Origin of the sequence: Actinoplanes sp. NPDC051475 (assembly GCF_040689425.1) — a bacterium.
Classification (GTDB): Bacteria; Actinomycetota; Actinomycetes; order Mycobacteriales; family Micromonosporaceae; genus Actinoplanes.
Map to the genome: position 1 here is coordinate 84,865 of NZ_JBFAZZ010000024.1, position 12,986 is coordinate 97,850.

The 12,986-nt window shown below is 69.1% G+C and carries 15 protein-coding genes and 1 tRNA gene; 10 read left to right on the top strand and 6 right to left on the bottom strand.

What is annotated here, in order from left to right:
* Positions 1-47: 47 nt before the first annotated feature.
* Positions 48-2,993 carry a TIR domain-containing protein gene (locus AB0368_RS34830; protein WP_366158289.1) on the top strand — a complete coding sequence of 982 codons (2,946 nt, stop codon included), beginning with the start codon at positions 48-50 and terminating at the stop codon, positions 2,991-2,993.
* Here AB0368_RS34830 and AB0368_RS34835 read toward each other — a convergent pair.
* The 4 genes from AB0368_RS34835 to AB0368_RS34850 form a co-directional block, all read right to left on the bottom strand.
* The gene (locus tag AB0368_RS34835) at positions 2,986-3,288 is read right to left on the bottom strand and encodes a GNAT family N-acetyltransferase (protein WP_366158290.1); all 303 of its coding nucleotides are present in this window, start codon (positions 3,286-3,288) and stop codon (positions 2,986-2,988) included. The two genes, AB0368_RS34830 and AB0368_RS34835, sit on opposite strands and share 8 nt — an antisense overlap.
* 98 nt (positions 3,289-3,386) lie before the next feature.
* Positions 3,387-3,644, bottom strand: coding sequence for a DUF6346 domain-containing protein (locus AB0368_RS34840; protein WP_366158291.1), 258 nt, complete (start codon positions 3,642-3,644; stop codon positions 3,387-3,389).
* Positions 3,645-3,971: 327 nt separating this feature from the next.
* Positions 3,972-4,044: transfer RNA gene (locus AB0368_RS34845), tRNA-Arg, on the bottom strand.
* 257 nt (positions 4,045-4,301) lie between these two features.
* Positions 4,302-5,021 (bottom strand): SDR family NAD(P)-dependent oxidoreductase, encoded by a 720-nt coding sequence (locus tag AB0368_RS34850; protein ID WP_366158292.1) that lies wholly within the window; start codon positions 5,019-5,021, stop codon positions 4,302-4,304.
* A 70-nt stretch (positions 5,022-5,091) separates the two neighbouring features.
* Here AB0368_RS34850 and AB0368_RS34855 point away from each other — a divergent pair, with 70 nt between their 5' ends.
* From AB0368_RS34855 to AB0368_RS34870, 4 genes are all read left to right on the top strand, one after another.
* A complete protein-coding gene (locus tag AB0368_RS34855) occupies positions 5,092-5,949 on the top strand; it encodes a LysR family transcriptional regulator (protein ID WP_366158293.1) in 858 nt (285 codons plus the stop codon).
* A 473-nt stretch (positions 5,950-6,422) separates the two neighbouring features.
* Positions 6,423-6,767, top strand: a complete 345-nt coding sequence (locus AB0368_RS34860) for a 2-dehydropantoate 2-reductase N-terminal domain-containing protein (protein ID WP_366158294.1) — start codon at positions 6,423-6,425, stop codon at positions 6,765-6,767.
* Between the two features lie 178 nt (positions 6,768-6,945).
* A complete protein-coding gene (locus tag AB0368_RS34865) occupies positions 6,946-7,350 on the top strand; it encodes a ketopantoate reductase C-terminal domain-containing protein (RefSeq protein ID WP_366158295.1) in 405 nt (134 codons plus the stop codon).
* Positions 7,347-7,811 carry a PaaI family thioesterase gene (locus AB0368_RS34870; RefSeq protein WP_366158296.1) on the top strand — a complete coding sequence of 155 codons (465 nt, stop codon included), beginning with the start codon at positions 7,347-7,349 and terminating at the stop codon, positions 7,809-7,811. Before AB0368_RS34865 ends, AB0368_RS34870 begins: the two co-directional genes overlap by 4 nt.
* A 190-nt stretch (positions 7,812-8,001) precedes the next feature.
* On the opposite strand, the gene AB0368_RS34875 is transcribed toward AB0368_RS34870, so the two are convergent.
* The gene (locus tag AB0368_RS34875) at positions 8,002-8,502 is read right to left on the bottom strand and encodes a helix-turn-helix domain-containing protein (RefSeq protein WP_366158297.1); all 501 of its coding nucleotides are present in this window, start codon (positions 8,500-8,502) and stop codon (positions 8,002-8,004) included.
* An 87-nt stretch (positions 8,503-8,589) separates the two neighbouring features.
* On the opposite strand from AB0368_RS34875, the gene AB0368_RS34880 reads away from it, so the two are divergent.
* The 5 genes from AB0368_RS34880 (at position 8,590) to AB0368_RS34900 (ending at position 12,403) form a co-directional block, all read left to right on the top strand.
* Positions 8,590-8,946 (top strand): antibiotic biosynthesis monooxygenase, encoded by a 357-nt coding sequence (locus AB0368_RS34880; protein ID WP_366158298.1) that lies wholly within the window; start codon positions 8,590-8,592, stop codon positions 8,944-8,946.
* A gap of 149 nt (positions 8,947-9,095) precedes the next feature.
* Positions 9,096-9,290 carry a hypothetical protein gene (locus AB0368_RS34885; RefSeq protein WP_366158299.1) on the top strand — a complete coding sequence of 65 codons (195 nt, stop codon included), beginning with the start codon at positions 9,096-9,098 and terminating at the stop codon, positions 9,288-9,290.
* Positions 9,290-10,687, top strand: a complete 1,398-nt coding sequence (locus AB0368_RS34890; protein WP_366158300.1) for an MFS transporter — start codon at positions 9,290-9,292, stop codon at positions 10,685-10,687. The genes AB0368_RS34885 and AB0368_RS34890 overlap by 1 nt, the downstream gene beginning before the upstream one ends.
* Before the next feature lie 66 nt (positions 10,688-10,753).
* Entirely contained in the window at positions 10,754-11,320 is a 567-nt protein-coding gene (locus AB0368_RS34895; protein WP_366158301.1) for a hypothetical protein, read from the top strand.
* A 327-nt stretch (positions 11,321-11,647) separates the two neighbouring features.
* The gene (locus tag AB0368_RS34900; protein ID WP_366158302.1) at positions 11,648-12,403 is read left to right on the top strand and encodes a DinB family protein; all 756 of its coding nucleotides are present in this window, start codon (positions 11,648-11,650) and stop codon (positions 12,401-12,403) included.
* Between the two features lie 195 nt (positions 12,404-12,598).
* Here AB0368_RS34900 and AB0368_RS34905 read toward each other — a convergent pair.
* Positions 12,599-12,986, bottom strand: a 388-nt coding sequence (locus AB0368_RS34905) for a CAP domain-containing protein (RefSeq protein WP_366158303.1), incomplete at its 5' end; no start/stop codon positions are given.

The following is a 12,986-nucleotide window of genomic DNA, read 5'->3' on the forward strand; positions in this document are numbered from 1 at the left end:
TCAATCACCATTCGCGCCCGGCCGAGCGCGGTGAGAGGATTTCCGGCATGCCGGAGACCCAGGGATTCGAGCTGATGCATGTCCTCTCGGGCCTCCCGACGAACACCTACGACCTTTCCTGGTCGCCCGACGGCGCATTTCTTGCAGCCGGCGCCGACGGTGGAGTCGTCGCACTCTGGCAGGCCGACGGCGACGATCCCCGAATCCTGCAGGGCCCGTCCTCCGAAACGGCGCTGGCCGTCTTCTGGCATCCGACCAGACCGGAACTCGCTGCGGCCACCCGGCGCGACTACGTGACCTTGTGGAATCTGGATGCGGACACCTCCCGGTCGGTCGACATCGACGTTCTGTCCCACGCCGCATGGGAACCCGGCGGCCGGCGACTCGCCGCGGTGGACTTCGAGGGCAGCATCGGGCTCTGGGACATGGAGCAGGGAGTCCGTGTCAGTCACCACCGCGCCCACGACAGCTCGGTCTACGTGGTGGGCTGGGCCCCCGACGGCACGGCGTTGATCACCGGCTGCGAGGACGGCAGCCTGGCGATCCTCGATCCCGAGAGCCTGTCGGTGCGATACCGCCTCGTCGGCCACTCGCGATACGTCTACGACATCGCCGTCTCCCCCGACAGCGGCTACGTCGCATCCGGCTCCCAGGACAGCGACGTCCGCGTCTGGGACCTGCACACCGGACGGCAGGTGGCGATCCTCGAGGGCCACACGGGCTCCATCCTGTCGGTCGCCTTCTCGCCGGGAAACGAGATCCTCGCGTCGTCGGCCAAGGACGGCACTGTACGCCTGTGGCGATGCGAGGACTGGGAATGCGTGGCGACCATTCCGCGCGGCGGCCTGAGATGGGCCGGCGGTCTGAGTTTCCACCCGCACAGACCGATCCTGGCCGCCAAGGACAGCGCCGGCCAGCGGGTCAATTGCTGGGGCCTCGATTACGACGCCCTACGCGCCAGAAAAATGGCCGGTGACTCGACGCGGTACGTGAACGCGAAAGTGGTCCTCGTGGGCGACACGGGCGTCGGCAAATCGGGCCTCGGCCTCGTGTTGAGCGGAGAGGACTACCACCCCACGGACTCGACCCACGCCCGCAGCGTCCGCGTGGCACACAGCGAACAGGTCCGCGGCGGCGGTTCCTCCATGCTGACCAGGGAGATCCTCCTCTGGGACCTGGCGGGCCAGCCGGGCTACCGCCTGGTACACCAGCTGCACCTGAACGAGGTGACGGTCGCCCTGGTCGTCTTCGACTCCCGCAGCGAGACCGACCCCTTCACCGGAGTGAAGCACTGGCTGCGAGCCCTCGCCCAGGCCCGCCGCGCCGAGGACAAACGCGTGACACCCATGAAGATCATCCTGGTCGCGGGCCGCGTCGACCGCGGCGGCGTGGGGGTCGGCCGGCAACGGATCACGACGCTGTGCGAGGAATACGGAATCGACGCGTTCTACGAGACCAGCGCCAAAGAAGGCTGGCACGTCGACGAGCTCACGGACGCCATCCGGAACGCCATCCCGTGGGACCACCTGCCCACGGTCAGCTCGAACACCCTCTTCGACCGCATGCGGGACTTCCTCCTCGAGGAGAAGCAGGACGGGCGACTGCTGGCCACCATGGACGACCTGTTCCGGGCGTACCGCGCCAAGTACCGCGACGATTCCGGCGACACGCTGCGGGCGAACTTCGAGGTCTGCATCGGAAGAATCGAAAGCCGCGGGCTGCTGCGCCGCCTCCGATTCGGCGACCTCATCCTGCTGCAGCCGGAGCTCCTCGACGCGTACGCGTCGGCGATCGTGCAGACGGCCAAGGACGAACCGGACGGCCTCGGCTTCATGCCCGAGGACGACGTACTGGCCGGCCGCTTCACCCTCCCCGCGGGCGAACGCGTCAAGGACCCGTCCCAGGAAAAGCTCCTGATCATCGCCACGGTGGAAGAACTCCTCCGCCACGAGGTGGCACTGAAGGAAACGACCGACAGCGGCGTCGACATCGTCTTCCCCGCCCAGTTCACCCGCGAACGCCCGGAAGCCCCCCAGGTCCACGGCCACAGCGTGACCCTGATGTTCGACGGGGCGCTGCAGAACGTGTACGCGACTCTGGCCGTACGCCTGGCCCGGTCCCGCCTCTTCACCCGGCTGGAAATGTGGCGCAACGCGGCGTCGTACCGTGCGACGGTCGGAGGGACCTGCGGCCTTTCTCTGCGCGAACTGGAGGAAGGCCGCGGGGAGATCGCGGTCTTCTTCGACGAACAGGCCAATCCCACGGTCCGTCAGCAATTCGAGGCGTACGTGATGGAGCACCTCCAGCTGAGAGCGGCCCCGGGCTCGGTCTCGACCCGCCGCATCCGCTCATGCCCCGCATGCGGGTACGTCCTGCCAGAAGACTTGATCCAGCGCAAACTCGCCCGCGGCGCAACCACCGCGACCTGCCCGGACTGCGAGGTGCAGGTCATACCCATCGGCCAGGACACCTCCGTGCCGGCCGAGCAGTCGGCGGTCTCCGAGATGCACCGCAACGCGAACTCGTACCGGGAGTCGGACATCGCGCAGACGGTGCTGCGAGGGAAGATCGAGACATCTGATTTCGATGTGTTCCTGTGCTACAACACGCGCGATCGAGAGTCCGTCGTCGCGGTCGCCGAGCGCCTCAAGGAGCACGGCATCCTGCCCTGGCTGGACATCTGGGAGATACCACCCGGGGTCCGGTGGCAGAGGGAGCTCCGCAAGGGCCTCAAGTCGGCCCGCTCGGCGGCGGTATTCGTAGGACCCGGGGGGCCTGGGCCGTGGCAGGACCTCGAGGTGGAGACCCTGCTGCAGCATTTTGCGCGGCAGAACCGGGCCATCATTCCGGTGGTGCTGCCGGGGCGACGGGGAACGCCCCGGCTGCCGGCGTTCCTGGACCTGTGGCAGGTGATCGACATGCGGCTGCCGGAGCCGGACCCCTTCGAGCGGTTGATCTGGGGAATCACCGGTCGGAAGCCGGAGGCTATTTGAGCTTGCGGGTCGATCTGGCGAGGAGGGACTCGTACTCGGGGTGCTTGTCCAACCAGCCGCTGAGGAACGGGCAGATCGGGACGACGGTACGGCTCCGGGCCTTGGCATCATCCATGGCGGCTCGGGCGAGGGCTGAGCCGACGCCCTGGCCTTCGAAGGCGGGTTCGGTCTTGGTGTGCGTGTAGGCGACGATGCTGCCGGTCAGCTGATAGGTGAGCACGCCGGCGAGGGTGCCTTCATCGTCTCGGGCCTCGAAACGCTCCCGCTCGGGTACGTCGGTAACCGCGATCTCCACCCCGCCATCCAACCACGGTTCGGCGTTGCGCCGGCTCTACCTTCGGCGGAAGCGTAGGAGCTCGCGGATGATGAGGACGGCGACCAGGCCGGGTGTCCTCACGCGCGAGTTTCTTGCTGGTCCGGTACCCCCCCGAGGTCGCCGACGCGGATGTCAGTTCCGATGTCGCCCGAGGTGAAAACCGCGTCGGCGTTCAAGCGCGTCAAGGTGCCCTCGTCCCAAGTGATCGTGGCCATGCACCGCTCCCGATATCCGAAGCCGCGGTTGGCGACCGGGCCGTGTCGGGTGCAGGCGCCAACGGCAGCACGGCCCGTGCGCTCGGCGTCGGCGTAATCTCTGCCGGCCAGCCGAATCAAGGTGATCGAGGTGCCGATGAGGGCGACGGTCAGCAGAACGATCCGGCCGCAGCCGCCACCGCGTCGAACATGTCCGCGACCTGGTCGACCATCTGCGCGTGCCGGCGCAAGGCCTGCGAGTCCAGCTCGATATCAGGCTGGGTCACCGCCGGGCCTGCCTCTCGTCATCGTCGGGCAGTGCGGGGAACTGCTCGGCATAGGTGCCGCCGGTGAAAGCGGCCGTCGCAGAGTCCGATCCGTAGATGCCAGTGGGCCGGCTGCGCACGCCGACCCATCGAGAGACTTGTTTCTCGCCCGCTCAGCGACCGTTTGCGCTGGTGGTGACGGTGCCCCCGGCAGGAATCGAACCTGCGACACACGGTTTAGGAAACCGATGCTCTATCCCCTGAGCTACGAGGGCGCGAGTGGTCAGCTTACCTGCCAGCGGGTACCAACGCGGACCAGGGCGTGCCGACCGCTGCCCACGTGTGTGACCTGCCGTTGCTCCGACCCATGGAGCAAACATGGAGCACACCCAGGTCCCGCTCTCCGTGGGTCGGAGCGGGCCCTCCGCCACCGGCAAATGAGCCTCCGTCCGGGTCGCTGCAGGGGAGCCGACATCGTCTTCGGTGTGCAGTGACCAGGCTTGTAGGCCTGTCAGCGGCTGAGGACGAGCGGCTACCACGGCACTGGGCCGTCGTCGCCGGACAGCGTGCCGGTCGGCCCGTCCGCGGGCAGGGTGGCCAGGTGTACCGCGATCGCTGCGCCCTGCGCGGCTGTCCGGTCGACCGTCAGGCCGAGCGGGCGGGTGAAATCGGTGTCGCACAGGCCCGGGTCTGCCGCGTTGACCAGGATGGGGGTGCCTCGCAGTTCCTTGGCATATTGGATGGTCAGCGAGTTGAGCGCGGATTTGGCCGCCGGGTAGGAGGCCATGGCCGGCATCCCGGCGAGGTAGTGGGCTTGGTCGCTCATCCGGGTCAGCGAGCCGACGCTGCTGCTGACGTTGACGATCCGGCCGGCCGACGAGCGGAGCAGCAGCGGGAGCATCGCGTTGGTGACCCGGATGACGCCGAAGACGTTGGTGTCGAACACCGCGGCCACGTCCGCCAGGCCGGCACCGCTGGGGAGCACGCCGAGCTGCCCGCTGATGCCGGCGTTGTTGACTAGGACGTCGAGGTGACCGAACCGCTGGCCGATCAGGTCCGCCGCCGCGTCGACGGTCGATTGGTCGGTGACGTCCAGCGCCAACGGGTGGGCGCGCGGGCCGATTTCCGCGGCGACCTCGGCGCAGCGGGCGAGGTCGCGGCCGCTGACCAGGACGGTGTTCCCCGAAGCGGCGAGTTGTTCGGCGATGGCGCGGCCGATGCCGCGGTTGGCTCCGGTGACAAGTGCGATCATGCTGCCAGCACAACACCGGTCGCGGCGGGGACCAACACCAATCCACACACCGCACCGATACCCTGCCGGTATGGATCGTGGAAGCGGTGCGGACCGCATCGAGACGCGGGAACTGGCGTACTTCGTCGCAGTCGCCGAGACCTGCCACTTCGGCCGGGCGGCGCAGCGGCTCGGCATCGCGCAACCGCCACTGTCACGGGCGATCAGCCGGCTCGAACGGCGGCTCGGGGTCGTGCTCCTGGAGCGCACCAGCCGCCGGGTGGCGCTCACCGAGGCTGGTGAAGTGCTGCTCGCCGAGGGGCGTCGGGCACTCGACACGATCGACACCGCAGTCGCGCGGGCCCGAACGGCGGCTCGGCCTCGGCTGCGGCTTGCGCTCAAGCCTGGCGGCGACGGCGGCCTGCTGGCGCCGATCCTTGCGGCGTACCGCAACGAACCGTGCGCCGTCGAGGTTGAGCTGGTGCCCTGCGCCGCCGGTGAACAGGCGGGTCTGCTGCGGCGCGGCGCGGCGGACGCGGCCCTTGTCCAGGGTCACCAGCCGGACCTGGACCAACTGGACAGCGAGGTGCTTCTAGTGGAGCCGCAGGTAGTCGCGCTGGCCGGCGACCACCCGCTGGCCGGCGCTGCGACACTGCGGCTGGCCGACGTAGCCGCCAACCTGCTTCCCGCCACCCGAGTCGCCCTTGACCCGGCCGCGGCACTGCAACTCGTCGCGCTCGGCCGTGCCACCGTCCTGGTGCCGGCCTCGGTACAGGGCCAGCTGCGACGCGACGTGGTGTGCGTGCCCGTGCAGGACGCGGCGCCGAGCCGGCTGCTGCTCGCCTGGCCGGCACAGCAACACTCACCGGCACTCGCCGCCTTCGTCCGCGTCGCGCTCAGCTCGGGGCATCGGTCAATACCTGCCCCCGGCGCTATCGCCCACGCTTGAACACATATCCGAATCTGCCGCCGACCGTGCGCACTGACCGCTCAGCTCCTCGGCGGTCTCCATTCGACGGGCGCCCGGTTCCGGCGGTCTTTCCCGAGCCGGCGCCGGCGCTGCTATCGAAGGTGGGTACTCCGCTGTCGGTCGAATAGGACCAGACCGCCCAGGACGACTGAGGCGTCGCCGAGCGCACCTGCTTGTCCGGCACATCGATGAGCCGTCCAGGGCGCATGTCAACGACGTCGTTGACACCGCCGTCGCCATGATCCTGGTGGACGCCCGCCCGACCTATCACCGCGCGCGAGAGCCAGTGGGTTGCCGAATCAAACCGACACCGCTACGGTGCAACGGGTTTGATTCTCCAACTTACGAGGTGCGATGAGAGAAATCATCAAAGGCGAACGGGCTACGACGTGCGCGCTGCCGACCGTGTACGAGCTGGGCGGGCTGGCGGACGCGGCCGGCCTGGGGGCGTTGTGACCGGGCGGTTGCGCGTCGCTGTCGTCGGACCCGGCGGCATCGGCGGGCTCCTCGCCGCCGTCCTGGCCCGCGGCGGCGCCGAGGTCACCTGCGTCGCTCGCCAGCACACGGCCACCTGGATCGCCGCGGAGGGGATCACCGTGCGCAGTGCCACCCTCGGCAACTTCACCGTGCCCGTCACCGCAGCTACGCGATTGCCCAGCCCGCCCGATGTCTGCCTTGTCACGGTGAAGTCGCCCGGGCTCGAAGCCGCCATGGCCGCGATCGCGCCGGCCACGCTCGGCGACGCCGCGGTCATCCCGCTGCTCAACGGCGTCGAACACCTCGACACCCCTCCGTAGCGCCTACCGGGTCGAGCGCGTCATCGCCGGCACGATCCGGGTCGAAGCCGCCCGGCTCCAGTCAGGAGTCATCGAGCACTCCACACCCTTCGCCGACATCCAGCTGGCACCGACGGCACCCCATCCGGCGCTGCCGCGGCTGACCGACGCACTCACCGCCGCGGGCGTCGGCGTCGCCGTGCGCGAGGACCCTGTCGCGATGCTGTGGGACAAGCTCGCGTTCCTCGCCCCGTTCGCGCTCGCCACCGCCCGCCGGGACGCGCCGATCGGACCGGTCCGCGACAAGGACCGCAGCGGGTTACTCGCGCTGGTCGCCGACACCGTCCCGGTCGCCCGCGCCCACGGCGCTCTCGCGACCGAGGAGTCCGTCCTCGCGTTCCTCGACGGACTGCCGGACACGATGACCTCATCGCTGCACCGAGACCTCGACGCAGGGCTTGCGAGCGAGCTCGATGCCATCGGCGGGGCCGTCCTACGCGCCGCCGCACGCCTCGACCTACCCGTACCCACCGTTGCGGAGTACATCGCATCCATCACCGCCCGCGACCCCGCCACGGACAAAGCCATGGAGGCCAGACGATGACCGGCACGAGAACGCAGCCGTCGACCGTCAGGGAGTACCTGCTGGCGATCCAGGCGGGAGCGGCCGAGCCACCTACGGCCGCTCGGCTGCTCGGCATCTCCATTGTCGAGGTCGGTGATCGGCGTGCCGTGTTCGCGCTGGTGCCTGGCCTCGAACACCTGAACGGCAAAGGCGCCGTGCACGGCGGGTTCCTAGCAACCCTCGCCGACTTCGTCCTCGTCGGTGCGATCAACCACATCCCGGTCACGAGTACGGTCTCGACCGTCGCGCTGAACGTCACCTACCAGCGAGCCGTCACTGTAGCCACCGGCGAGATCCGCGCCGCCGGCACAGTGCTGCACGCGACGGCGCGCACCGCCACCGTCGAAGCGAGGATCACCGACCTGGACGGCCGGTTGCATGCGCACGCCACGGCCACCTGCGTCATCTCACACCCGTCGATCTCGCAGGTCCCCCGGTAGCCGGTCCGTCGCCCGGCGCGCCCAGCGGCTCCGAGGCATTCGCGATCGCTGTCCGCCACGACGTTCCGCCCGTCGCCGGCGGCGCGCCGGGCACCCGCCGAGAACCGCGACGATCCCGCGCGGTCACCGACCTACCCGGATCTCGATGGAGCTGCGGCATGGGCTTGCTTCGACGCCCGTCCGGGCTGGGTCAGCCTTCAGATCCTGAGCGCCCCACCGCCGCGTCCCGGCGCAGGCCGTCGCACGGCCCGTCGGTGTCGTGCGCGAGGTGGATGGAGTCGCGCTCGACCGGTTCCCCGCAGGCCTCGCAGCGCAGGACAGGCAGGAGCTCGTGTCCGCAGTCGTGCTCGAATACCACCGGCAGGGGTCCCTCGATGATGTGCTCATCGCCCCAGCGCTTGAGCATCTGCAGGACCGGTGACAGCTCGCGTCCCGCCGCGGTGAGGAAGTACTCATATCGTGGTGGGCGAGACGAGTAGGGCCGCCTTTCGACGATGCCGTACTCCTGCAGCTTGCGTAGCCGTGCGGTGAGGATGTCGCGGGGGGCGCCGGTGTTCTCGACCAGCTCGTTGAAGCGGTGCACGCCGTAGAGCAGCTCACGGACGACCAGCAGCGACCAGCGGTCGCCGACGACATCGAGAGCGCCGGCGATGCTGCAACGCCGGGGTCCGTGGGCTGTGTCTCGGCTCATCCTTCCAGTGTGCCTCAAGTGGGTTGTACTTTCCAACTCGCCGGCTTAGCGTTCGGCGAGTTCGAATCACGATCTTGGGAGTGTGCCGTGCACGAAGACCTCGAAGCCCCGGCGCGCATTGTGCGCACGCCGGAGCCGCCCTACACCGCCGTGATCCTCACGTCCGTGCGCACGGACGGGGACCAGGGATACCTCGCCATGGCGGTCGAGATGGACCTGCTGGCGCGAGAGCAGCCGGGCTATCTGGGCATCGAATGGGCCGGGGACGACGTACAGATCACGGTGTCGTACTGGCGAGACGAGCTGAGCGCGCACAGTTGGAAGCAGGTGGCACGGCACCTGGTGGCGCAACGCCTGGGGCGTGAGGTCTGGTTTCGTGACTATCGCGTGCGTGTCGCGACCGTGGTCCGCGACTACGGCCCAGAGAAGTCGCCACTCGCATAGCGGTCGATCGCGCCGAGCGCCCGAGCGAGAAAGGGGCGCTTCGGCCGGTACCGCCGGCCCCTGTCGGCCACATCTCTAGTGGGTTGCATTTTCCAACCCACGTGGTTAACCTCCAGCGAGTTGGAATTGCCAACCTACTGGGGGATGCCATGTACGAGACAGTCATCGCCGACGCGGTGCACACCCCGATCAGCCGGCAAAAGCGCGGCGGCACGCTGTCCGAGATGGGTCCGACAGGCCGTCAAGGACAGGCACTCCGTGAGCGGGACACCCGCTTCGGCCTGCAGGTGACGTGTGAGGTCGGCGGCCCGTCGAGCGGCACGATCATCGAGCGGCTCGGCTGATGGCGGCCCCCACCACCGCGGTGCCCAACTCGGCCGTATCGATTCGGCCGCGGGCCGTCCTGGTGATCCTGTCGACCGCGGTCTTCATGGTCAGCCTCGACCTGTTCATCGTCAACGTCGCACTGAACGCCCTGGGCCGCGACTTGCACAGCAATTCACTGGCCGATCTCAGCTGGGTCCTGAACGCCTACGCGATCGTCTACGCCGCGCTGCTCGTGCCCGCCGGTCGCCTGGCGGACCGCTTCGGGCGCAAGGGTGGCTTCCTGGCGGGCCTGGCGATGTTCGCTGTTGCCAGCCTCGGCTGCGCGCTCAGCGGAGCACTGTGGATGCTGGTAGCGTTCCGCGGCCTGCAGGCCGCCGGCGCAGCCCTTCTCACACCGGCCAGCCTCGCGCTGCTGCTGCAAGTGACGCCGCCGGCGAACCGGGCCTCCGCCGTACGGGTATGGGCAGCCAGTGGATCGCTGGCCGCAGCCCTCGGTCCGGTCGTCGGTGGCCTGCTGGTCGAGGCATCCTGGCGCTGGATCTTCCTGATCAACCTTCCCATCGGGATGGCGGCTCTGGCCGCCGCGGTCATCCTCGTTCCCGGCTCCGACGCCGGCGACGAGCGCCGGGCGCCCCTGCCCGATCTGCTCGGCGGCGCGGTCCTCATCGTGTCCATCGGATCACTGTCCACCGGGCTGGTGAAGGCCCCCGACTGGGGATGGGCGTCAGGGCGCACCATCGCCATCCTGGTGTTCTCGGCCGCAGCGCTCGGGCTGTTCCTCCTGCGCTCGCGCCGGCATCCGGCGCCGGTGATCGACCTGCCGCTGTTGCGGCACCACACGTTCGCCTGGTCGAACGCCACGGCCCTGCTGTTCTCCGCGGCCTTCGCCGCAAACCTGCTCTCCGTCGTGCTCTGGCTGGAGCAGATCTGGGGCTGGTCCGCCCTCAAGACCGGCCTCGCGGTCGCCCCCGGCCCCCTGATGGTCCCGCTGTTCGCCGTTGTAGGGCACCGTCTCACCCGCCGCTACCCAGTCGGTGTCATCACCGCGACCGGGAGTCTGCTCCTGGGCGTCGGCACCGTCATGATCCTCAGCGCCGTCGGCACGCATTCCTCCTACGCGGCGGACCTGCTGCCGGGGTGGCTCGTCGGCGGGGTCGGAGTCGGACTCACGCTACCGACGATCATGTCTTCGGCGACCTCCGGCCTGGCCGCCCACCAGGCCGCGACCGGCAGCGCCGTCGTCAGCATGGCGAGGCAGGTCGGCGCCGTGCTCGGGATCAGCGTGCTCGTGGCCGTACTCGCCGCAGGCGACGGCCCCTCGGCGTTCCGGCACGCATGGTGGGTCATCGCGGGCATCAGCCTGGCCGCAACCGCGACCGCGCTGCGCACCTCGCCGACACCCTCCGACTCGTGAACAAGCGCCTGATGCACCGGCTCGAGCCACCTTCAGCTTGTCGGCGGCCACCTGTCCGGAGCAGCTGTGGTTCTCCCTGACATCGTCCGCATCCCGGACGGTTCGCGGATGGCCGTGCGGCTGCTGAGCGACGACGCGCGTAGCCGGGCCTCCCTGCTCGCCCTGCTCGAAGGCTGCACGGCCCAGGACCGGGCGGCGAGGATGGGGACATGGCACGACCCCCGGGCGGGCGTGCCGTGGCTGCTGCCGCGCGAGCCGCAGGACATCGCGCTCGCAGCAGAACCCGTCGGGGCGCCGGGAAACATCATCGCGGTGGTCAACCTGAACGTCGTCGACGCTCAGACGCGTGAGCTCGCCGCGCTCGTCGCGAACGGCTGGCGTCGCCGTGGCGTGGCGACGGCGGTCCTCACCGCGGTGCACCTGTTGGTCGAACCACACGTCGTCGTCACCGGCCTCATCGACGTGACCAACGTGGCGGCGCTGCGGTTACTCCGGGCCTTCGCGCCGGGCACGGCGTGTGCATACAAGCGGGGTGCACTGTCCTTCGCCTACAGCGGCCACCGCCCATCCCGGCAGCCAGCAGAGGCTACGGCAGACGGAGGCGACGACAAGGAAGCCGGAACGCAGCGATGATGGCATCTTGTTCCACGTAGGGCCGCCGGTGGTACCAGGTAGACACGGCAGCACGATGCCGGGTGCGGTTCGAAGGGAAAGCTCACAATGGTGCTCAAGGCGCATGAGGGGCGGGCTCCCAGCGTGGATCCGACGGCCATGCGGTGGGTTCTGGTAGCGGGATCATCCGGTCGAGGAGGCCGGTGCCAGAAACGCGTTGCGGGGCAACGTTGCGTTCCTGGCCGGCCCCAGTCCAGCGCTCGGCCGGTCAACTCAGCTGGCCAATGGAGGCGCGGAATTCGTTGCGGACTGTGGCGCCGGCCGGGATGGCTGCGGGAGACTGCTTCGATGGCTGCCGAGTACACCCAGAGTGACCAGTTCCGTGGTGCGCGCATTCACCTGTGTGACCTTGCCGGCCTCGAGATCCGCGATTGCGAGGTCAGCGCTCTGAAGATCGTCGACTGCTACGGGAGCGACGTCTACCTCGGTGGCGACTTCGAGCGTCTCGTCGTCAACGACGTCGACGTGACCGCCTACGTCGAGGCCGAACTCGACCGGCAGCACCCTGCGCGGGCGCTGGCGCGGGACGCCGCATCCCCCGAGGATTACCGGGCCGCTTGGGAGGCCATCGAGACGCTGTGGGGGGCGACGCTCGACCGCGCCAAGCTGTTGCCCGAGGCCAAGCTGCACGAGCGGGTCCACGGCGAGTGGTCGTTTGTCGAGACTCAACGACACCTGCTGTTCGCAGGCGATGCCTGGCTTGGCAATGCTGTGCTTGAGGAGGAAGCGCCGTATCACCATTTGGGCTTTCCTGCCGGTGGGATGCCGCCCGACGCGACGGCGAAGCTCGGGCTCATCCTCGAGACCACCCCGACGCTCGACGAGGTGCTCGCGCCGCGGCTCTCCCGCATGGCCACGATGCGAACTGTCTTGGACGGGCTCACCGAGGCCGAGCTCGATCGGGTATGCGGTCGTAAGCCGGCGGACCCGTATCCCGACCAGGAGTACGTCGTACGCCGCTGCCTCAAGGTGGTGCTGAAGGAAGAGGCCGAGCACCACCGTTATGCAGTGCGCGATCTCTCGGTGCTCGAGGCCGGTGCTTGACAGACGGATCCCCAGAACGAGCACGTCAGGCAACTCGCAGCGTCCGGAGTTCTTCGCGTCCCGACCTCTGCACATTTGGCGTACCTGACTCTGCTTCGGAACGTGTACGCCGACAGCCCGCCTCCGTACCCGCATGAGAAATAGATCGGCCGGCATGCGGGGGCATGCCGGCCGGTCTTCGGGGGGAGGGAAAAGTCAGCGGCTGCCGAAGTCCTGGGTGTAGTACGGGGTGCCGTTGGCGGAGTAGACCACGCCGACGGCGAACGTCTTGGCGCCGCAGTCGAGCAGGTTGGCGCGGTGACCCGGCGATGCCAGCCAGCCGTTGACGACCTCACGCGCGGTGCGGTAGCCCCAGGCGATGTTCTCGCTGCGCGCGGCGGAGTAGCCGGCGGCGCGGGCCCGGGTGATGAACGTCGAGCTGCGGGCGCCGGTGTGGCTGAACCGGCCGGTCGTGGCCATGTACTTGCTGTGTCCGCGGGCGGCCCAGAGCAGGTCCGCGTTGACCCGCAGCGCCTTGCAGCCGGCCTTGACCCGCGCCTGGTTGGACAGCGCCACGACCTGCGTCTGCAGCGTCGAGGTCGAG

Coding starts and splice junctions, on each gene's coding strand:
- AB0368_RS34855 (WP_366158293.1), top strand. CDS start 5,092: ATGGATCGTGGAAGCGGTGCGGACCGCATCGAGACGCGGGAACTGGCG.
- AB0368_RS34900 (WP_366158302.1), top strand. CDS start 11,648: ATGGCTGCCGAGTACACCCAGAGTGACCAGTTCCGTGGTGCGCGCATT.
- AB0368_RS34850 (WP_366158292.1), bottom strand. CDS start 5,021: ATGATCGCACTTGTCACCGGAGCCAACCGCGGCATCGGCCGCGCCATC.
- AB0368_RS34885 (WP_366158299.1), top strand. CDS start 9,096: ATGTACGAGACAGTCATCGCCGACGCGGTGCACACCCCGATCAGCCGG.
- AB0368_RS34870 (WP_366158296.1), top strand. CDS start 7,347: ATGACCGGCACGAGAACGCAGCCGTCGACCGTCAGGGAGTACCTGCTG.
- AB0368_RS34875 (WP_366158297.1), bottom strand. CDS start 8,502: ATGAGCCGAGACACAGCCCACGGACCCCGGCGTTGCAGCATCGCCGGC.
- AB0368_RS34890 (WP_366158300.1), top strand. CDS start 9,290: ATGGCGGCCCCCACCACCGCGGTGCCCAACTCGGCCGTATCGATTCGG.
- AB0368_RS34830 (WP_366158289.1), top strand. CDS start 48: ATGCCGGAGACCCAGGGATTCGAGCTGATGCATGTCCTCTCGGGCCTC.